Origin of the sequence: Streptomyces sp. G7(2002), assembly GCF_028870195.1 — a bacterium.
GTDB classification, from domain to species: domain Bacteria; phylum Actinomycetota; class Actinomycetes; order Streptomycetales; family Streptomycetaceae; genus Streptomyces; species Streptomyces nigrescens.
On the sequence record NZ_CP102609.1, the window covers coordinates 1,509,864 to 1,532,549 of the forward strand.

Genomic DNA, 22,686 nt, shown 5'->3' on the forward strand with positions numbered 1-22,686 from the left:
TGTGCACGTGCCATATCAGGAACTCCCGAACTCTCGCTCAATGAAGTCGAAGACCTCGTCGTCGCTCGCCGCGTCCAAGGTCGCGGCGACCGTCCCTGCCCCGTCGTCCTGCGCACCGCCCAGCCCCGCCAGAATGCTCTGCAGCCGGACGGCCAGCCGGTCCCGGGCGACCTCGTCCGTGGCGATCTCGGGCAGCGAGAGTTCCAGCCGGTCGAGACCGGCGAAGACGGAGAGGAGGCCGGACTGTTCTTCCCGTTCGCCGAGCAGTTCCGCACGGAGCTTCTCGGCGAGGACTTCCGAGGTCGGATAGTCGAAGACCAGGGTGGCCGGCAGCCGCAGCCCGGTGACCGTGGTCAGGATGTTGCGCAGCTCCACGGCGGTCAGCGAATCGAAGCCGAGTTCGCTGAACGGCCGCCCGCCGGGGACCTCTTCCGGCCCGGCGTAGCCCAGGACCGCGGCCACCTGCGTACGCACCACGGTGAGCAGCAGCTGCTGCTGCTCGACGTCGGTGAGCCCGGCGAGACGACGGCCCAGATCCTCGGCCATGGCCCTCCCGCCGGCGGCGGAGCGGCGGACGCGCGTCCGGACCAGGTCCCGCATGACCGGCGGCAGCATCCCTTCGGCGGCACGGGCGTGCAGCGCGGCGGTGTTCAGCCGTACCGGGATCAGCAGGCTCTCCGCCGACGCGGTCGCGGTGTCGAACAGGGCGAGCCCCTCGGCGGAGGTCAGCGCGTCGATGCCGCCGCTGCTCATCCGCCGGAGGTCGGCCTCGTCGAGACCGCCGGTCATCTCACTGGTGTCGGCCCAGCGTCCCCAGGCGAGGGAGACCGCGGGCAGACCCAGTGAACGCCGGTACCCGGCAAGGGCGTCCAGGAAGCTGTTGGCCGCCGCGTAGTTGGCCTGCCCGGGGGCGCCGAGCACCCCGGCCGCGGAGGAGAACAGCACGAACGCGGAGAGCTCGCGGCCCTCGGTGAGTTCGTGCAGATTCACCGCGGCGTCCACCTTGGGCGACAGCACCGCGTCGAGACGGTCCGGGGTCAGCGAGCCGATCACCCCGTCGTCCAGGACGCCTGCCGTGTGCACCACTCCGGTGAGCGGCGCTTCGGTGGGCAGGTCGGCGAGGACCCGGGCCAGGGCGTCCCGGTCGGCCGCGTCGCAGGCGACGATCTCCGCGCTCGCACCGAGCCCGGCGAGTTCCGCGCGCAGCTCCCCGGCGCCCTCGGCGGCCGGTCCCTGACGGCTGATCAGCAGCAGCTTGCGCACCCCGTGTTCGGTGGCCAGATGCCGCGCCACCAGGGCACCCAGGGCGCCGGTGCCCCCGGTGATCAGCACGGTGCCCTCGGCATTCCACCTCGGCGCACCCTCCTGTCCGGACGCGGCGAACCGGGCCAGCCTCGGCACGAAGACGCTCCCGCCGCGCAGCGCCACCTGCGGTTCACCGGAGGCGACAGCGGCACGCAGCGCACGGGCGGCCTCGTCGCCACCGTCGGCCTCGGCATCGCTGTCTGCGTCGACAGGGGCATCGACGTCGATCAGCACGATCCGTTCCGGGTGCTCCGACTGCGCCGACCGGACGAGCCCCCAGACCGCCGCTGCGGCCGGGGAGACCGTTTCGCCGTCGAGCAGGACCGCACCACGGGTGAGGATCACCAACCGCGAGTCCTGATACCGCTCCTCGGCGAGCCAGCTCTGCAGCCGCTCCAGCACCCGACGCGCGAGGTCATGCGCACCGTCGGCCAGGCCCTCCCGCGTGGTCTCCGGTACGGACCACAGCACCACGCCCGGGACATCGTCCTGTTCGGCGAGCGAGGGCCAGTCGAGCGCGGGGCAGTTGAACGCGGGCCAGTCGAGCGCGGCCGCGTCGAGGAGGGCCTTCAGACCGATCTCGTTCTCGTCCAGCACGGCCCAGCCCTCGGCCGCGACCGTCGTGGTGTCCGGCACCACCGGCATGTCCGGCACCGGCAGCGCGGTCCAGCGCAGCTGCAGCATCGAGTCACTGCGGCCACCGGCCAGTTGCTCGGTACGCACCGGCCGGACGGTCAGCGAGTCGACGGTGGCCACGAGCTCACCGGCGTCGTCGGAGACCATGACCCGTACTCCGTCGCCGGCCCGGGTCAGCGTGGTGCGCAGCGAGCGGGCGCCCACCGCGTGCAGCCGGATCCCGCGCCAGGCGAACGGCAGCCCCGATACGGCGTCGTCGAGCAGTCCGACGGTCTGCAGCGCGGCATCGAGCAGGGCCGGGTGCAGCGCGAACTTCGCCGCCTCCGCGGTCGCTTCCTCGGGCAGCGTGACCTCGGCGTAGACCTCGTCCCCGCGCCGCCAGGCAGCCTGGACGCCTTGGAACATGGGGCCGTAGCCGAATCCGGCGGCGGCCAGTTCGTCGTAGAAGCCGTCCACGGCGACGGGCTCGGCGCCGGCCGGCGGCCAGCTCTCCCCACCGTCACCGACCGTCGCGGCGCTCCCGGCGGCCAGGACACCGACGGCGTGCCGGGTCCAGTTCTCCTCCTCCGCTTGCTCCTCCAGCCGGGAATACACAGTCAGTTGCCGGCGATCGTCCTCATCGGGCTCCGCGACGACGATGCGCAGCTGCACTCCGCCCCGCTCCGGCAGAACCAGCGGTTCCTGGAGTGTCAGTTCCTCGATGAGGTCACAGTCGAGCTGGTCTCCGGCCTGGAGGGCCAGTTCGACAAGGGCGGTTCCCGGCAGCAGGACGGTGTCCATGACGGCGTGATCGGCCAGCCAGGGGTGCGTGGTCAGGGAGAGCCGCCCCGTCAGGACGACGGCATCCGGCAGGGTCACGGTGGCGCCGAGCAGCGGGTGATCGGCATTCCCCAGACCCGCGGCCGTCATATCGCCGGCCCCGGTGGCGCCCTCCAACCAGTAACGCCGACGCTGGAAGGCGTATGTCGGCAGCTCCACGGTGCGGGCACCACGGAACAGCGGAGTCCAGTCCACCGGGACGCCCCGGGCGTGGACGACGCCGAGGCCATGCAGCAGGCTGACGGGTTCGGGGCGGTCCTTGCGCAGGCTCGGCTGGAGGGTGACGGTCTCCGGCAGAGTGTCCTGCCCCATGGCGGAGAGCACACCGTCGGGGCCGAGTTCGAGGAAGGTGGTGACGCCGTCGGCGTGGGCGGCCTGGATGCCGTCGTGGAAGCGGACTGCTTCGCGGACGTGGCGTACCCAGTACTCCGGGTCTCGGAGTTCGACGGGCTCGGCGAGACGGCCGGTGACATTGGAGACCACCGGCAACTTGGCCTCGGAGTAGGTGAGTTGCTCCAGGACCGTGCGGAAGTTCGCCAGCATCGGCTCCATGAGGGGTGAGTGGAAGGCGTGGCTCACGCGGAGCCGCTTGACCTTGCGGCCCTCGGCCTCCAGGGCGGTGATGACCTCTTCCACGTCGACCTCGGCGCCCGAGAGGACGACGGACTCGGGGCCGTTGACGGCAGCGATGCCGACCTGCTCCCGGCCTTCCAGCAGCGGTGTTACGTCGTCCTCGGAGGCGCGCACCGACACCATGACACCGCCGGCCGGGAGGGCCTGCATCAGCCGACCACGGGCCGCGACGAGCTTCGCCGCATCCGCCAGCGACCACACACCCGCCAGATAGGCAGCCGTGACCTCACCGATGGAGTGGCCCAGCAGCACTGCGGGGGTCACACCATGGGATTCGACGAGACGGTAGAGCGCGACCTCCAGTGCGAACAGTGCCGCCTGGGCGTACTGCGTCTGATCGAGCAGGTCTCCCTCGCCCCAGACCACCTCGCCCAGCGGCCGCGGCAGCAGACCATCCAGCTCCGCACACACCTCATCCCAGACCCGCGCAAACACCGGATAGGTCTCATACAACTCACGACCCATCCCCAGCCGCTGCGCACCCTGACCCGTGAAGAGCACACCGAGTCGTGGGTCTCCGATGACGTCTGCGTCCGGGGTCACCTTCCGGAGGGCGGCGAGGAATTCCTCACGGTCGGTGCCCAGCACAACGGCGCGGTGGTCCAAGGGGGTGCGGGTGGTGACCAGCGAGTACCCGATGTCGACGGGGCTCAGCTCCGGTTGTGCTTCCACATAGGACGCCAGCCGTTCGGCCTGTGCGGCGAGGGACTCCGCGGAGCGGGCGGAGAGCACCCAGGGCACGACACCGGTGCCGGTGTCAGTGCCGGTGTCAGTGTCGGAGGCGGTGTCCGCACCGGAGCCGGTGCCGGAGCCGGTCGCTGTGGGCTCCTCGGCTGCCGGTCGGGGCGCCTCTTCCAGCACGACATGCGCGTTGGTGCCGCTGATGCCGAAGGAGGACACGCCCGCCCGGCGCGGCCGGCCGGTGGTCGGCCAGTCGCGGGCCTCGGTGAGCAGTTCGACCGCGCCGGCCGACCAGTCGACGTGCGAGGAGGGCTCATCGACATGCAGGGTCCGCGGAAGGACACCGCGCCGCATGGCAAGGACCATCTTCATCACACCGGCGACACCGGCCGCGGCCTGAGTGTGCCCGATGTTCGACTTGACCGTGCCCAGCCACAGCGGCTCTTCCCGGTCCTGCCCGTAGGTCGCGAGCAGCGCCTGGGCCTCGATGGGGTCACCGAGCGTCGTACCGGTGCCGTGCGCCTCCACGGCGTCCACCTCGGACGGCGACAGCCCCGCACCCGCCAGCGCCTGCCGGATCACCCGCTGCTGCGAGGGTCCGTTCGGCGCGGTCAGACCGTTGGACGCACCGTCCTGGTTCACCGCCGAACCCCGCACCACCGCAAGGACCGGATGCCCGTTACGTACCGCGTCGGAGAGCCGCTCGACGAGGAGCATCCCGGCGCCCTCGGCGAGGGTGGTGCCGTCGGCCGAGGAGGCGAACGCCTTGACCCGGCCGTCGCTCGCGAGGTTCCGCTGCCGCGAGAAGTCGACGAAGGTGCCCGGGGTCGCCATCACCGAGGCGCCCCCCGCCAGTGCGAGCTCGCACTCCCCCGCCCGCAGCGCCTGCATCGCCTGATGCAGCGCCACCAGCGAAGACGAACAGGCCGTGTCCACGGTGACCGCGGCCCCTTCGAGACCGAAGGTGTACGCCACCCGGCCGGAGGCCACACTGCCGGACGTTCCCGTGCCGAGGTGTCCTTCGACCTCCTCCGGTATGGAGTCGGTCTGCAGGCCGTAATCGTGGTACATGATGCCGGCGAAGACACTGGTCCGGCTGCCGTGCAGGGAGGCCGGGGCGATCCCGGCCCGCTCGACGGCCTCCCAGGAGATCTCCAGCAGGAGCCGCTGCTGCGGGTCCATCGCCAGCGCCTCGCGCGGGGAGATCCCGAAGAAAGCGGGGTCGAACTCACCCGCGTCGTAAAGGAATCCGCCGTCACGGGTGTAGGTCTTGCCGGGCAGACCGGGCTCGGGATCGTAGAGCCGGTCCATGTCCCAGCCACGGTCGGTGGGGAACTCTCCGATGGCGTCGGTACCGGCGGCCAGCAGCTGCCAGAGCTCCTCGGGCGAGGTGACACCACCGGGGTATCGGCAGGCCATACCGACGATCGCGATGGCCTCCTCGTCCGTGGCGCCGGGCCGCGCGACGGGGACGACCGCTGCCTCTTCCTCCAGCAGCTCGCGACGCAGGTAATCGGTGAGCGCGCGTGGTGTCGGGTAGTCGAACACCAAAGTGGCGGGCAGCCGCAGTCCAGTGGCCCCGGTCAGCCGGTTCCGCAGTTCCACGGCGGTGAGTGAATCGAATCCGAGGTCCTTGAATACCTGGTCGGTACGGACCGCACCGGAGTTGTCGTAGCCCAGTACGGCCGCGACCTGCGTGGTCACCAGGCCGAGCAGCAGCTCCTCGCGGTCCTCGGCCGGGAGTCCGGCCAGCCTCTCCCGCAGGGACGCGGCCTCCCCGGCCACTGCTGTCGCGCGCCGCACCGGAACCCGTACGACGTTCCGCAGCACCGCCGGCACCGCACCGGAGGCGGCCAGCCCCCGCAGGTCGAGCCGGATCGGTACGAGCAGACCGGAGCCAGGCGCGGCACAGGCGAGGTCGAACAGGGCCACACCTTCGGCCTGGTCGAGCGCGAGCGCACCGCCGCGGGCCATTCGCCGGACATCGTCGGAGCCGACCTCGCGGGTCATCGCACTGCGTTCTGCCCAGAATCCCCAGGCCAGGGAGGTACCCGGCTGACCGCTGAGGCGACGGTGCTGAGCAAGCGCGTCGAGGAACGTATTCGCCGCGGCGTAGTTGCCCTGTCCGGCGCTGCCGAGCACACCGGCGGCCGACGAGAACACCACGAACGCTGTCAGGTCCAGGTCCTGGGTCAGCTCGTGCAGGTTCCAGGCCGCGTCGACCTTCGGCCGGAGCACGGTGTCGAGGCGCTCGGGGGTCAGCGACCCGATGACGCCGTCGTCCAGGACACCGGCCGTGTGCACCACACCGGTCAGCGGCATATCGGTCGGGATGCCGGCCAGCAGCGCCGCCAGTGCCTCTCGGTCAGCGGCGTCGCAGGCGACCACATCTACCCGGGCACCAAGCTCGGTCAGCTCGGACCGCAGCTCACGGGCGCCGTCAGCCTCCAGGCCGCGACGGCTGGTCAACACCAGGCTGCGGACGCCGTGTTCAGCGATCAGATGCCGGGCGAACAGCGCACCCAGCGTTCCCGTGCCACCGGTGATCAGCACCGTACCCGTGGCATCCCACACCGGCGCACGCTCGGCCTCGGACGGAACAGCCCGAACCAGCCGCGGCACGGAAACAACCCCGTCGCGCACCGCCAACTGCGGCTCACCCGAAGCAACCGCCGCGGCAATGGCCTCCACCGAGGTCTGACGCTCATCAAGGTCGAGGAGGATGAACTGGTCCGGGTTCTCGGTCTGCGCGGAGCGCAGCAGGCCCCATACCGCGGCACCCACCGCGTCCAGCGGCTCTCCCGCCACCGAAACGGCACCGCGAGTCGCCACTATCAGCTTCGAACGAGTGCAACGCTCATCGGCCAGCCAGGACTGAACGCTCTCCAGCACCCGGCCCACCGTGGCACGCACCGCCGCCGGAACCTCCAGCGCACCATCCGCACCCTCCGCGCCAGGCACCGCAAGCACGACACACTCCGGCACCTCCACAAGCTCACTCAGCACGTCCGCAGTCGACGCGCCCAACGCCGCAGCCAACGCCACGTCATCGCCCAGCACCGCCCACGAACCCGCCACCGGCCCGGACCCGAGCGGCAACACCGACCACTCGACGGTGAACAGGGCATCGCTGCCCGTGCCTTCGCTGAGCTGGCCGGCTGTCACCGGCCTGGTCACCAGGGAGTCCACAGAGGCGACCACGGTGCCGGTGCCATCGGCGACCAGGACCGAGAAACCGCCGCCGGCCGGGGTCAGCTTCACCCGCAGTGCGGCCGCTCCTACGGCGTGCAGGCGGACCGTGTTCCAGACGAACGGCAGCTGGGCCTGTCCCCCGGCCGCGGTGGCCGGGTGGAGGCCGATCGCATGCAGCGCCGAGTCGAGCAGGGCCGGATGCAGCCCGTACTTCGCCGCGTCCGCCGCCACGTCCTCGGGCAGCGCGACCTCGGCGAAGATCTCCTCGCCACGCTGCCAGGCGGCGCCCAGGCCCTGGAACACCGGGCCGTAACTCATACCCACCGCGGCGAACTCGTCGTATACGCCGGTCACGGAGACCGGCTCGGCGCCGAGGGGAGGCCAGCTCTCCTCACCGAAGTCCACCGGTTCGGCACCCACGGAGAGGATGCCGGTGGCGTGCCGGGTCCACTGTTGGTCTGCCGGAGCCTCCTCGACACGCGAGAACACGCCGACCTCACGGCGGCCGTCCGCATCGGACTCGGCGACGGTGACCCGGAGTTGGAGACCTCCGGTCGCCGGGACGATCAGCGGGGCCTCAAGGGTGAGCTCCTCCAGCAGATCGCAGCCGACCTGGTCCCCGGCCCGGATGGCCAGTTCCACCAGCCCGGTCCCGGGGAGCAGCACAGTGTCCAGTACGGAGTGATCGGCCAGCCAGGGGTGCGTGGTCAGCGACAGCCGGCCACTGAACAGGAAGCCGTCGGAGTCCGGCAGCGCCATCGCAGCACCGAGCAGCGGATGATCGGCCGCATCGAGTCCGAGCCCCGAGGCGTCTCCGCCGAAGAACACACCGGAAGGCCAGTAGCGCTGCCGTTGGAAGGCGTAGGTGGGCAGGTCGACCCGACGTCCGGCCGGCAGCAGGGTGCTCCAGTCCACCGGAACGCCATGCGCCCAGAGCTGGCCGAGCGACTGCGCGAAACGGGACCAGCCGCCCTCGTCGCGGCGGAGAGATCCCGTCACCACGACGGGGCTGCTGGCCTCCTGCGCGGTGTCCTCGATTCCCGGAGTCAGGACGGGGTGCGCACTGCACTCCACGAATACGCCGTGCCCATCGGCCAGCAGCGCCTGAATTGCTTCCTCGAACCGCACCGTATTGCGCAGGTTCTCGAACCAGTACCCGGCGTCCAGCTCCTCGCCGGAGACGACCGTGGCATTCACCGCGGAGTAGAACGGGATCCGGCCTTCAGCAGGGCTCACCTCGGCCAGGACCGTCGCAAGCTCCTCGCGCAGCTCCTCGACCTGAGCGCCGTGTGAGGCGTAATCCACCGGGATCTGCCGAGCCCGCACCTCCTGCCCAGCACACTCCGCCAGCAACTCCTGCAAGGCCTCCGGTTCTCCTGAAACCACCGTCGACGACGGGCCGTTGATCGCGGCGATAGATATCCGCTCACCCCACTTGGCGATGCGGTCCTGCACCGCCTCACGCGAACCGGCGACGGAGACCATGCCACCGCGCCCGGCAAGCACTCGCCCAATGGCCTGACTACGCAGTGCCACCACCCGGGCACCATCACGCAGCGACAAGATCCCGGCGACGCAGGCCGCGGCAATCTCCCCCTGAGAGTGCCCCACCACAGCGGACGGCACCACACCGCAGTCCTCCCAGACCGCAGCCAGCGACACCATCACCGCCCACAACACCGGCTGCACCACATCAACCCGCGCCAGCATGTCCTCGTCGGACAGAACCTCATCCAACTTCCAGGACACAAACTCCGACAGCGCCTCACCACACTCAGCCATCTGCTGCGCGAACACCGGGGAGGAATCGCGGAGTTCATCCGCCATGCCCAACCACTGCGACCCCTGACCAGGGAACACCAGCGCCACACGCGTCCCGGCTCCGGTGCCGGTCGAACCCCGCACCACACCCGCCGGATCCAGACCCCCAGCCACACCCCTCAACCCGGCAAGGAGTTCCGCACCATCAGCACCGAGCACCACGGACCGGTACTCCAACCCCGCCCGCGAACTCAGCAGCGAGAACCCCACATCAGCAGGAACCAGCTCCGGACGGACGTCCGAACCGCCCTCCGGACGGCCTTCCAAACGGCCCTCCACGAACGACGCCAACCGCTCCGCCTGAGCCGCCAACGCCTGCTCCGAACGCGCCGACAGCACCCACGGCACCACCCCGGCCCGCGCCGCCGCCTCAGCAGCCTCAGCCGCCTCGCCCTGAACCGGCTCCACAGCCACCGGTTCCACAGCCACGGGCTCAGAGGCAGGTGCCTGCTCCAGCACGACATGGGCGTTCGTTCCGCTGATGCCGAACGACGACACTCCGGCCCGACGCGGCTGACCGCTCTCGGGCCAGTCCCTGGCCTCCGTCAGCAGTTCCACCGCGCCCGCGGACCAGTCCACATGCGACGACGGCTCATCGACATGCAGCGTCTTCGGCAGCACACCGTGCCGCAGCGCCATGACCATCTTGATGACACCGGCCGCACCGGCCGCGGACTGGGTGTGTCCGATGTTGGACTTGATGGACCCGAGCCACAGCGGCCGGTCCTCGGGGCGGTCCTGGCCGTAGGTGGCCAGCAGCGCCTGGGCCTCGATCGGGTCGCCCAGCGTCGTGCCGGTGCCGTGGGCCTCCACCGCGTCGACCTGACCAGCGGCCACTCCCGCGTTGGCGAGGGCCTGACGGATCACCCGCTGCTGCGAGGGACCGTTCGGCGCGGTCAGACCATTCGAGGCACCGTCCTGGTTCACCGCCGAGCCCCGCACCACCGCAAGGACGCGGTGGCCGTTGCGCTGAGCGTCGGACAGTCGCTCCACCAGCAGCATTCCGGCGCCCTCGCCCCAGCCCGTGCCGTCGGCGGCGTCCGCGAAGGGCTTGCAGCGGCCGTCCGCGGCGAGGCCGCGCTGGCGGGAGAACTCGATGAACACGTCCGGGGTGGCCAGCACCGTGACACCACCGGCCAGGGCCAGCGAGCACTCGCCGGAGCGCAGCGCCTGGATGGCCAGATGCAGGGCCACCAAGGAGGACGAGCAGGCCGTGTCCACGGTCAGCGCCGGGCCTTCGAGGCCGAAGGAGTAGGAGATACGGCCGGAGACGACGCTGCCCGCGGTGCCGGTGCTTGCGTAGCCCTCGGTCTGGTCGAACACCGGGGCCAGCTGGGTCGAGTAGTCATCGGAGGTCGCGCCGGCGAACACTCCGGTCTTGGTGCCGCGGACCGACTGGGGGTCGATACCGGCGCTCTCGAAGGCCTCCCAGGAGGTTTCCAGCAACAGTCGCTGCTGCGGGTCCATGGCCAGGGCCTCGCGCGGTGAGATCCCGAAGAAGGCGGGGTCGAAGCCGGTGACATCCGCGAGGAAGCCGCCAGCGCGCGCATAGGAGGTGCCACGGTGGTCGGGGTCCGGGTGGTACAGCTCGTCGAGGTTCCAGCCCCGGTCCGCGGGGAAGCCGGACAGCGCGTCGGTGCCGTCGGTGAGCAGCCGCCAGAGGTCCTCGGGCGACTCCACCCCGCCGGGGTAGCGGCAGGCCATGCCGACGATGGCGATCGGCTCGTCGTCGGCGGCACCGGCGGCCCGCACGGGCGCCAGGGTGTCGTCCTGCCGGCCGAGCAGCTCGCCGCGCAAGTGGTGCATGAGGGCGAGCGAGTTCGGATAGTCGAAGACGAGGGTCGCGGGCAGCCGCAGTGCGGTGCCGCTGTTGATCCGGTTGCGCAGCTCCACCGCGGTCAGCGAGTCGAAGCCGAGTTCGGAGAAGGCGCGCTCGGCCTCCACGGCCTCCGGGCCCGGATAGCCGAGCACCGCGGCCACCTGCGTACGTACCAGGTCCAGCAGGGCCCGGTCCTGGTCGGCCGTGGACAGTGCGGTGAGCCGCTGGACGAGGGTGTTGCCGGATTCCGTTCCGGTGACGGCCGAGGCGGCGCGCCGGGACGGGGTGCGCACCAGACCGCTGAGCACGGGCGGCAGTTCCGCCGCGGCGAGCCCCTTGAGGTCCAGCTTGGCGGGCGCGACCACCGCGCGGGCGACGGTGGCGGCCGCGTCGTACAGTGCGACGCCCTCCTCCGAGGTCATCGGCAGGACACCACCGGAGGCGGCGCGCCGCACATCGTGCTCGGCCAGCTTCCCGGTCATGGCGCTGGCCTCGGCCCACAGGCCCCACGGCAGGGAGAGCGCGGGCAGGCCGAGCGCGCGGCGGTGTGCGGCCAGGGAGTCCAGGAAGGTGTTCGCGGCGGCGTAGTTGCCCTGCCCCGGACCGCCGAACACCCCGGACACCGAGGAGAACAGGACGAAGGCGGAGAGGTCGAGGTCCTTGGTGAGCTCGTGGAGGTGCCAGGCACCGTCCACCTTCGGCCGCAGGACGTCGTCGAGCCGTTCCGGGGTGAGCGAGTCGATCACTCCGTCGGAGAGCACCCCGGCGGTGTGCACCACACCGGTCAGCGGGGTCTCCGCGGGAATACCGGCGAGCAGCGTGGCCACGGCGTCCCGGTCGGCGATGTCGCAGGCGGCCAGGGTGACCTCGGCGCCGAGCGCGGTGAGTTCGGCGCTCAGACCGGCCGCGCCGGGCGCCTCGGCGCCGCGTCGGCTGACCAGCAGCAGGTGGCGCACACGGTGCTCGGCCACCAGGTGGCGGGCGATGACCGCGGCGAGGGTGCCACTGGCCCCGGTGATCAGCACCGTGCCGTCCGGGTGCGGCGCCGGCGGGATGGTGAGGACGACCTTGCCGACCTGGCGGGCCTGGCTGATGTACCGGAAGGCCTCCGGGGCGCGGCGCACATCCCAGGTGGTGAGGGGCAGCGGGCGCAGCACACCGCGTTCGAAGAGGGAGAGGAGGTCGGCGAACATCTCGCGGGTGCGTGCCGGCCCGGCCTCGGGGAGGTCGAAGGCGCGGTAGCGGACGCCGGGATAGGCGGCGGCGACCTCGTCCGCGTCCCGGACATCGGCCTTGCCCATCTCGATGAACCGGCCGCCCGAGGGCAGCAGACGCAGGGAGGCGTCCACGTACTCACCGACCAGGGAGTCGAGGACGACATCCATGCCGCGGCCTCCGGTGGCGGCGAGGAACTCGTTCTCGAAGTCCAGGGTCCGGGAGGAGGCGATGTGGTCGTCGTCCAGGCCGAGTTGGCGCAGGGCGTCCCACTTCGCGGGGCTGGCGGTGCCGTACACCTCGGCGCCGAGGTGGGTGGCCAGCTGGACCGCGGCCATGCCCACGCCACCTGCGGCGGAGTTCACCAGCACGGTGTCCCCCGGCTGCACCCCGGCCAGATCGACCAGGGCGTAGTAGGCGGTGAGGAAGACGATCGGGGTGGCCGCGGCCTCGGCGAAGGACCAGCCCTCCGGGATGCGGACGATGGCGCGGTGGTCGGCGACGGCGAGGGGCCCAAAGGCCTCGGTGAACGTCCCCATCACACGGTCGCCGGGGGCGAGGCCGGTCACGCCGGAGCCGACCTCGACGATCACGCCGGCCCCTTCCAGGCCCATCGGTCCGGCGTCGCCGGGGTACATGTCCAGGGCGCTGAGGACATCGCGGAAGTTGAGGCCGGCGGCGCGCACCTCGATCCGGACGTGGTGCCCGGCGAGTGGCCCACAGGCCCGGTCGCTGTCCACGAGCGCGAGGGCGTCCAGGTTGCCCTTGGCGGTGCTGGCGAGCTGCCAGGCCGGGCCGTCCGGCGGGGTCAGCGGGGCGGTGGAGGCGGCCTTGACCAGACGGGTGGCGTGCGGCGTGCCGGCGCGCAGCGCGAGCTGCGGTTCGCCGGAGGCGACGGCGGCGGGCAGGGCGCGGCGGGACGCGTCCTCGTCGTCGAGGTCGATGAGCAGGAAGCGGTCCGGGTTCTCGGTCTGCGCCGAGCGGACGAGCCCCCACACCGGGGCGGGTGCGAGGTCCGGGCCGCGCTCGTCGGTGACGGAGACCGCGCCCCGGGTGAGGATGACGAGCCGGGACGCGGCGAACCGCTCCTCGGCCAGCCAGTCGCGCAGGGCGGCCAGGGTCCGGGTGGTGGTCTCCCGCACCTGGTCCGGCAGTTCGCCGGGGGTGGTCTCCGGAAGGGCCCAGAGCACGGTGGCCGGCACGGTGTCCCGCGCGGCGAGGGCCGCGAAGTCCTCGGCCGTCACCACCTCGGCGCCGCCGGCGCGCAGCGTTGCGGCCAGGGTCTCGGTGCCGCTGCCGACGGCCGCCCAGGTGGCCGGGGCGGGGGCGGCGGCTTCGGGCAGTGTGATCCAGTCGAGGTGGAAGAGGGAGGACCAGCGGTCGCGGGCGGGGGCCGTGAGAGTGCCGGAGACGGGCCGGATCGCCAGGGAGTCGACGGTGGCGACGGGCGCTCCGGTGTCGTCGGCGACGAGGACCGCGACCCCGCCGTCCGGCGACGGGGAGAGCCGGGCACGCAGGGTGGCCGCGCCGACGGCGTGCAGCCGGACCCCGGTCCAGGAGAACGGCAGGCCGGGCCCGCCCTTGGTGAGGGCCGCGCCGAGGCTCACGGTCTGTACGGCGGCGTCGAGCAGGGCCGGATGCAGACCGAACCGGCCGGCCTGTTCGGCCGCGTCCGCGGGCAGGGCGACCTCGGCGAACACCTCGTCACCGCGCCGCCATGCGGCCCGCACGCCCTGGAACACCGGGCCGTACGCGAACCCGGCGGCGGACAGCTCCTCGTAGAAGCCGTCCACGGCGACGGGCTCGGCCGCGGCGGGCGGCCAGGACTCCTCGAATACGGGGGGTGTGCCGGCGGCCGTGGTGAGGAACCCGGTGGCGTGCTGGGTCCAGGGCTCATCGCTTTCGGCGTCCTCGTGGCGGGAGAACACCGAGATCTCCCGGCGGCCGTCCGCGGCGGCCTCACCGACGGTGACGCGCGTCTGCACCGCGCCCCGGTCGGGGAGGGTCAGGGGCGTCTGGAGGGTGAGTTCCTCCAGGAGGTCGCAGCCGACCTGGTCCCCGGCGCGGATGGCGAGTTCGACCAGCGCGGTGCCCGGTACCAGTACGGTGCCGGAGACCGCGTGGTCGGCGAGCCAGGGGTGGGTGGCCAGCGCCAGCCGGCCGGTGAAGAGGAATCCGTCGGAGTCGGGCAGCGCCACGGCCGCGCCGAGGAGGGGGTGTCCGGCCGGACCGAGTCCGGCGGCCGTCACATCTCCGGCACCGGCGGATCCTTCGAGCCAGTACCGCTCGCGCTGGAAGGCGTAGGTGGGCAGGGCTGTCCGCCGGCCGCCCTGGAGCTGTGCGGTCCAGTCCACGGTGGCACCGCGGACGTGGGCGCCGGCGAGGGTTTCGCGCAGGGCCTGGGGTTCAGGGCGGTCCTCGCGCAGACTCGGCTGGAACGCGACGGTCTCCGGCAGACAGTCCTGGCCCATGGCGGAGAGCACCCCACCGGGGCCGAGCTCCACGAAGAGGTCCACGCCTTCGCGGTGCGCGGCACGGATGCCGTCGTGGAAGCGCACGGCCTCCCGGACATGGCGCACCCAGTACGACGGATCGCGCAGTTCCTCGGGCTCGGCAAGGCGTCCGGTCACATTGGACACCACCGCGAGCTGCGGTTCCTGGTAGGTGAGCTGCTCGGCGACCGAGCGGAACTCGGCCAGCATCGGCTCCATGAGCGGCGAGTGGAAGGCATGGCTCACCCGCAGCCGCTTGACCTTACGGCCCTCGGCCTCCAGAGCGGCGACGACCGTCTCCACCTCGGCCTCGGCGCCCGAGAGCACGACGGACTCGGGGCCGTTGACGGCAGCGATCCCGACCTGCTCCCGGCCCTCCAGCAGCGGTGCGACCTCGTCCTCCGACGCCCGCACCGACACCATGACGCCACCGGACGGCAGGGCCTGCATCAGCCGCCCACGCGCCGCGACCAGCTTCGCCGCATCCGCCAGCGACCAGACGCCCGCCAGATAGGCCGCCGTGACCTCACCGATGGAGTGGCCCAGCAGGACGTCCGGGGTCAGGCCCCAGGACCGCATGAGCCGGTAGAGCGCGACCTCGACGGTGAACAGGGCGGCCTGGGCGTACTGGGTCTGGTGGAGGAGTTGCTGCTCTTCTCCCCAGACGACCTCCCGCAAGGGCCGGGGCAGGTGCGGGTCGAGTTCCGCGCACACCTCGTCCCAGGCCAGCGCGAAGACCGGATACGTCTCGTACAGCTCACGGCCCATACCCAGCCGCTGCGATCCCTGGCCGGTGAACAGCACACCGACCCGGCCGTCGCCCGCGACACCGCACAGCGCACCGGCGGCATCGGCACCACGCTCGGCCAACTCCTCGACACAGGCGAGGAGTTCATCCCGTCCGGTACCGAAGACGACCGCGCGGTGCTCCAGCGCGGCGCGGCCGGTCGCCAGGGAGAACCCGATGTCGGCCGGGTCCAGGTCCGGCCGGTCGGCCACGAAGGACATCAGTGCACGGGCCTGTGCGGCAAGGGCCTGCCGGGAACGGGCGGACAGTACCCAGGGCAGCACCGCGGGTGCCACCGGGGCGGCGGACACCACCGGGCCTTCTTCCGGGGCCGGTTCGAGTTCCGGGGCCGGCTCCGGGGCCTGTTCGAGGATGACATGGGCGTTGGTGCCGCTGATCCCGAAGGACGACACCCCCGACCTGCGGGGGCGGCCGGTCTCCGGCCAGTCGCGTGCCTCGGTGAGCAGGCGCACCTCACCGGCCGACCAGTCGACGTGCGGGGTGGGCTCGTCCACGTACAGCGTCTTGGGCAGCACGCCGTGTTGCAGGGCCATGACCATCTTGATGACCCCGGCAGCTCCCGCGGCGGCCTGGGTGTGCCCGATGTTGGACTTCACCGAGCCGAGCCAGAGCGGCTGGTCGGCGGGCCGGTCCTGCCCGTAGGTCGCCAGCAGGGCCTGGGCCTCGATGGGGTCGCCGAGGGTCGTGCCGGTGCCGTGCGCCTCCACGGCGTCGATCTGGTCGGCCGCCAGCCGGCTGCTGGCCAGGGCCTGCAGGATCACGCGCTGCTGTGCGGGGCCGTTGGGGGCGGTGAGACCGTTGGACGCACCGTCCTGGTTCACCGCCGAACCCCGCACCACCGCGAGCACCGGGTGGCCGTTGCGCTGGGCGTCCGACAGCCGCTCCACCAGCAGCAGTCCGGCGCCCTCGCCCCAGCCCGTGCCGTCCGCGGCACCGGCGAAGGCCTTGCACCGGCCGTCCTCGGCGAGCCCGCGCTGCCGGGAGAACTCCACGAACAGATCGGGGGTCGACATCACCGACACACCGCCGGCCACGGCCAGCGAGCACTCCCCGGCGCGCAGGGCCTGCATCGCCCAGTGCAGCGCCACCAGCGAGGAGGAACAGGCGGTGTCCACGGTGATCGCGGGACCTTCGAGGCCGAAGGTGTAGGCGATGCGGCCGGACAGCACACTCGCCGAGGCGCCGGTGACGCCGTAGCCCTCGGCGACCTCGGGCGCCACCCGCAGCTGCGAGGCGTAGTCCTGGTAGTTCACGCCGACGAACACGCCGGTCCGGCTGCCGCGCAGCGAGAGCCCGTCGATACCCGCCCGCTCGAAGGTCTCCCAGGAGGCTTCGAGCAGCAGCCGCTGTTGCGGGTCCATCGCGGTCGCCTCACGCGGCGAGATCCCGAAGAAGCCGGCATCGAACTCGCCGACGCCGTCCAGGAAGCCGCCCTCGCGGACGTAGGAGGTGCCGCGGTGGTCGGGGTCCGGGTGGTACAGGCTCTCCACATCCCAGCCGCGGTCGGCCGGGAAGGCTGTCATGGCGTCGGTGCCGGAGGCCAGGATGCGCCAGAGTTCCTCGGGAGAGTTCGCGCCGGGGAACCGGCATGCCATCGCGACGATCGCGATCGGCTCCCGCATCGCGCCCGCGAGCTTGCGGTTCTGTTCACGCAACCGTTCGGTCTCCTTGAGCGATGCTCGCAGAGCCTCAGCGACGCGGTCTTTCTGCACGGCCATCGTGAACTCACAGTCCTCGCGTCATGTCGTCTTCGGCGCCGGAACCGTCGAGCGCGAGCTGGATCATGGCTTCCATGTCCATCGTGTCGAGTGATTCGCGGTCGTCGTCTTCGGTGGTCTCGGACGCTTCCTCGGTGATCCCGGCCAGTTCCAGCAGGGAGCTCATCAGCCCGGCCTCGGCAAGACGGTTCAGCGGAATCGAGGTCAGCATCCGGCGGATGGTCTCCTCGTCATCGGCGGCACCGGTGCCGGTGTCCCCGTACGGCGCGAAGTGCGTGCCGAGGTATTCGGCGAGCACCCGCGAGTTGGGGTAGTCGAAGATCGTGGTCGCCGGGAGTTTCAGCCCGGTGTCCCGGTTGAGCCGGTTCCGCAGCTCCACGGCGGTCAGCGAATCGAATCCCAGGTCCTTGAAGGCCCGGCCCGCTTCCACCGCGTCCGCATCGGCGTAGCCCAGTACGGCGACCACATGGCCGCGCACCAGGTTCAGCAGCAGGCGCGCCCGCTGTGCCGGGGAGGCGGTCCGCAGTCGCTCCGGCAGTCCGTCCGCGCCGCCCTGGCCGGCCGCGGCACTGCGCCGGGTCCCGCGGACCAGGTTGCGCAGGAGCGGCGGGACCTCGTCGGTACGCAGACCGGCGCCGAGCGCCGTGAGATCGAGCCGGACCGGCACGGTGAGCGCCCGTCCCCCCGCGACCGAGGCGTCGAACAGTGCCAGGGCTTCCGCCGAGGACATCGGACGCAGCCCGTCCCGGGCCTTGCGCTGCCGGTCGGCCTCGCTGAGCGTGCCGGTCAGCCCGCTGCTCTCCTCCCACAGCCCCCAGGCCAGGGATTCGGCGGGCAGCGTGTGGGCGCGACGGTAGGCGGCGAGCGCGTCCAGGAACGCGTTCGCGGTGGCGTAGTTGCCCTGTCCCGGTGCGCCGAACACACCGGCGGCCGAGGAGAACAGCACGAAGGCGGACAGGTCGAGGTCCTTGGTGAGCTCGTGCAGGTTCCAGGCCGCGTCCACCTTCGGCCGCAGTACCGCGTCGATACGGTCCGGGGTCAGGGACCCGAGGACTCCGTCGTCCAGCACGCCCGCGGTGTGGACGACACCGGTCAGCGGGGCCTCCGCCGGGATCCCGGCGAGCAGTCCGGCCAGCGCGTCCCGGTCGGCGGTGTCACAGCCGGCGAGGGTCACCCGGGCGCCCAGAGCGGTGAGTTCGTCCCGGAGTCCGGCGGCGCCCTCGGCGTCCGGACCGCGGCGGCTGGTCAGCAGCAGGTTCCGTACCCCGTGCTCGGTGACCAGATGCCGGGCGACCAGTGTGCCCAGGGTTCCGGTACCACCGGTGATCAGCACGGTGCCCTCCGGCTTCCACACCGGCCCGCCGTCCTTCTCCGACGGTTCCAGAGTGGTGAGCCGCGGCACCGACAACTCCCCGTTGCGAATTGCCACTTGGGGCTCGCCCAGGGCGACGGCCGCGGACAGCGCGCTGCGCGAGGCCTGCAGCTCATCGCTGTCCACCAGCAAGAAATGATCCGGGTTCTCCGACTGTGCCGAACGCACCAACCCCCATACCGGTGCCGTCACCAGATCTACTTCCTCCCCCGTCACAGACACCGCACTTCGGGTCAGAACCACCAACCGTGACCCGGCGAACCGTTCTTCAGCCAACCAGGCCCGCAGCGTCTCCAACACCCCATATGCGACCTCCCGAACCCCACCAGAAACCCCGACAACCCCTGAGTCCGGCACGGGGAGAACCACTACTTCCGGGGTCGGGTCGAGCGCTTTCACGGCGTCCAGGTCCATGACATCGGCACCCAGCGCGGCGCCGACCCCTAGACCGTCGTCGTCCCCGAGCACCACCAGGGCACTCCCCTCGGGGTCCACCCGGGTCGTGGACGCGGCCACCCAGTCCACCCCGTACAGCGATTCGCGGCGGCCGGCTGCTTCGGCCAGCCGCTCCGCCGGCACCTCGTCCCAGGTCACGGCGGCGATGGAGGCGACCGGGTCACCCTCGGTGTCCGCGAGCCGTACGGAGTACCCGTCTCCGGCCGGGGTCAGGGCCACCCGCAGTGCGGTCGCTCCGACGGCGTGCAGGCTCACCCCGGCCCAGGCGAGCGGCAGATGCGCCCCCGCCGGCCCGGCGAACTGCAGCGCCGCATCGAGCAGTGCGGGGTGCAGCCCGAAGCCGGCCATGTCGCCCGTGTCCCCCTCAGGAAGGGCCACTTCGGCGAACAGCTCGCCACCGCGCCGCCAGACCGCACGCAGCCCTTGGAAGACGGGGCCGTATCCCAGCCCCAGATCGGCCCGTTCGCGGTAGAAGTCCTCCAGCTCGACGCGCTCGGCTTCCGCGGGAGGCCAGGTCCGTGCGTCAAAGGCGGCCGGCTCGGCGCCGCGGGTGAGGACACCGGTCGCGTGCCGGGTCCAGGCCTGCTCGTCCGGGGCGTCCTCGGACCGGGAGTAGAAGGTGAGCTCCCGCGCGTCGTCCGCGCCGGGCTCCGCGACCAGCACCCGCAGCAGCACGGCACCACGGTCAGGGAGCACCAGCGGCGTGTGCACAGTGAGTTCGCGTACGAGGTCGCAGCCGACCTGGTCCCCGGCCCGGAGGGCGAGGTCGACCCACGCCGTCTCGGGCACCACCGTGGTGTTGAGGACGATCCGCTCGGCCAGCCAGGGGTGGGTGGCCAGGGACAGCCGCCCGGTGAGCACCTGAGTACCGGGCATCGAGACGGCCGCACCGAGCAGGGGGTGTTCGGCACTGCTCAGCCCGGCGGCGGTGACATCGCCGACCGTGCCGGTGTCCTCCAGCCAGTAGCGCTGCCGTTGGAAGGCGTAGGTGGGCAGGCCGATCCGTCGTCCGGTGGGGAGCAGGGTGCTCCAGTCCACCGGGACGCCGTGCGCCCAGAGTTGGGCGAGCGATTGCGCGAACCGGGACCAGCCGCCCTCGTCGCGACGGAGCGATCCCGTCACCACGACGGGGCTGCCCGCCTCCTGCGCGGTGTCCTCGATTCCCGGAGTCAGGACGGGGTGCGCACTGCATTCGACGAATACGCCGTGCCCGTCGGCAAGGAGCGCCTGAATCGCTTCCTCGAACCGCACGGTGTTACGGAGATTCTCGAACCAGTAGCCGGCGTCCAACTCCTCGCCGGAGATGAGTGCGGCATTCACCGCGGAGTAGAACGGGATCCGCCCCTGGCCAGGGCGCACTTCGGCCAGGACGGTGGCGAGTTCCTCACGCAGCTCCTCGACCTGAGCGCCGTGCGAGGCGTAATCCACCGGGATCTGGCGGGCCCGCACCTCCTGCCCAGCGCACTCCGCCAGCAGCTCCTGCAAGGCCTCGGGTTCTCCTGAAACGACGGTCGATGTCGGGCCGTTGATGGCAGCGATAGATATCCGCTCGCCCCACTTGGCGATGCGGTCCTGCACCGCCTCACGCGAACCGGCGACGGAGACCATGCCACCGCGCCCGGCAAGCACTCGCCCGATGGCCTGACTGCGCAACGCCACCACCCGGGCACCATCACGCAGAGACAAGATCCCAGCGACACAGGCCGCGGCAATCTCACCCTGAGAGTGACCCACCACAGCGGACGGCACCACGCCACAGTCCTCCCAGACCGCAGCGAGCGACACCATCACCGCCCACAGGACAGGCTGAACCACATCAACCCGCGCCAGCATGTCCTCGTCGGACAGAACCTCATCCAACTTCCAGGACACAAACTCCGACAGCGCCTCACCACACTCAGCCATCCGACCCGCGAACACCGGGGAGGACTCGCGGAGTTCATCCGCCATCCCCAACCACTGCGACCCCTGACCAGGGAACACCAGCGCCACACGCGTCCCGGCTCCGGTGCCGGTCGAACCCCGCACCACACCCGCCGGGTCCAGGCCCCCAGCCAGTCCACGTACTCCGGAGAGCGACTCCTCCCGGTCAGCGCCGAGAACCACGGACCGGTACTCCAACCCCGCCCGTGTGCTCAGCAGGGAGAATCCCAGGTCAGTAGCGTCCAGCTCCGGGTTCTCCGCCACGAACGACGCCAACCGCTCCGCCTGAGCCGCCAACGCCTGCTCCGAACGCGCCGACAGCACCCACGGAACCACCCCGGCCCGCGCAGCCGCCTCAACCGGCTCGTCATCAGCCGTTTCCAGGGCCTCCGGCTCAGGCACGGGAGGCGCCTGCTCCAGCACCACATGGGCATTCGTCCCGCTGATGCCGAACGATGACACTCCCGCCCGACGCGGCTGATCGCTCTCGGGCCAGTCCCTGGCCTCCGTCAGCAGCTCCACCGCGCCCGCGGACCAATTCACATGGGACGACGGCTCATCGACGTGCAGCGTCTTCGGCAGCACACCGTGCCGCATGGCCAGGACCATCTTCATCACACCGGCGACCCCGGCCGCGGCCTGGGTATGTCCGAGGTTGGACTTCACCGACCCCAGCCACAGCGGCCGGTCCTCCTGCCGGCCCTGCCCGTAGGTGGCCAGCAGCGCCTGCGCCTCGATCGGGTCGCCGAGGGCGGTGCCGGTGCCGTGGGCCTCCACCGCGTCGACCTGATCGGCGGAGAGGCGGGCATTCGCCAGCGCCTGCTCCACGACCCGCTGCTGCGAGGGACCGTTCGGCGCGGTCAGACCATTCGAGGCACCGTCCTGGTTCACCGCCGAACCCCGCACCACCGCGAGCACCGGATGACCGTTGCGCTCGGCGTCCGACAGGCGCTCCACCAGCAGCATCCCGGCGCCCTCGGCGAGGGTGGTGCCGTCCGCGCCCGAGGCGAAGGCCTTGCACCGCCCGTTGCGTGCCAGGTTCTGCTGCCGGGAGAAGTCGATGAACGTGTCGGGGGTGGACATCACGGTCACGCCGCCGGCCAGGGCCAGCGAGCACTCCCCGGTCCGCAGCGCCTGCACCGCCAGATGCAGCGTCACCAGGGAGGAGGAGCAGGCGGTGTCCACGGTCACCGCCGGGCCCTCCAGGCCGAAGGAGTACGAGATCCGGCCGGACAGCACGCTGCCGATGCTCCCGGTGCCGAGGAATCCCGCGGCTTCGGGGGCGACATTGTTCAGCCGCGACGCGTACTCGTGGTACATCAGCCCGGCGAACACCCCGGTGGGGCTGCCGCGCAAGGCCATCGGGTCGATTCCCGCGTGCTCGAACGCCTCCCAGGAGGCTTCCAGCAGCAGCCGCTGCTGGGGGTCCATGGCGGAGGCCTCATGCGGTGAGATGCCGAACATCTCGGGGTCGAATTCGAGGGCGTCGTGCAGGAATCCGCCCTCGCGGACATAAGAGGTGTAGGGGCGTCCGGAATCCGGGTCGTGCAGGGATTCCAGGTCCCAGCCCCGGTCGTCCGGGAAGGTGGTGACGGCGTCCCGGCCGTCGGCCACCAGCTGCCAGAGTTCCTCGGGTGAGCTCACTCCTCCCGGGTACCGGCAGGCCATGCCGATGATGGCGATGGGCTCGTGCTGTTTCTCCTCGACCTCGCGCAACCTCTGGCGCGTGCGGCGGAGATCAGCCGTTGCTCGCTTGAGATAATCCCGGAGTTTGGCTTCATTCTCCATCCGGTACC

At 71.6% G+C, this 22,686-nt stretch carries 2 protein-coding genes; both read right to left on the bottom strand.

Annotation, left to right across the window (positions count from 1 at the left end; genetic code table 11):
* Positions 1–15: 15 nt before the first annotated feature.
* Positions 16–17,139: a type I polyketide synthase gene (locus NUT86_RS05955; RefSeq protein WP_274733927.1), complete on the bottom strand. Its 17,124-nt coding sequence runs from the start codon at positions 17,137–17,139 to the stop codon at positions 16–18.
* 7 nt (positions 17,140–17,146) lie between these two features.
* Positions 17,147–22,678 (bottom strand): type I polyketide synthase, encoded by a 5,532-nt coding sequence (locus NUT86_RS05960; protein WP_446750752.1) that lies wholly within the window; start codon positions 22,676–22,678, stop codon positions 17,147–17,149.
* Positions 22,679–22,686: the final 8 nt, after the last annotated feature.

Coding starts and splice junctions, on each gene's coding strand:
- NUT86_RS05960 (WP_446750752.1), bottom strand. CDS start 22,678: ATGGAGAATGAAGCCAAACTCCGGGATTATCTCAAGCGAGCAACGGCT.
- NUT86_RS05955 (WP_274733927.1), bottom strand. CDS start 17,139: ATGGCCGTGCAGAAAGACCGCGTCGCTGAGGCTCTGCGAGCATCGCTC.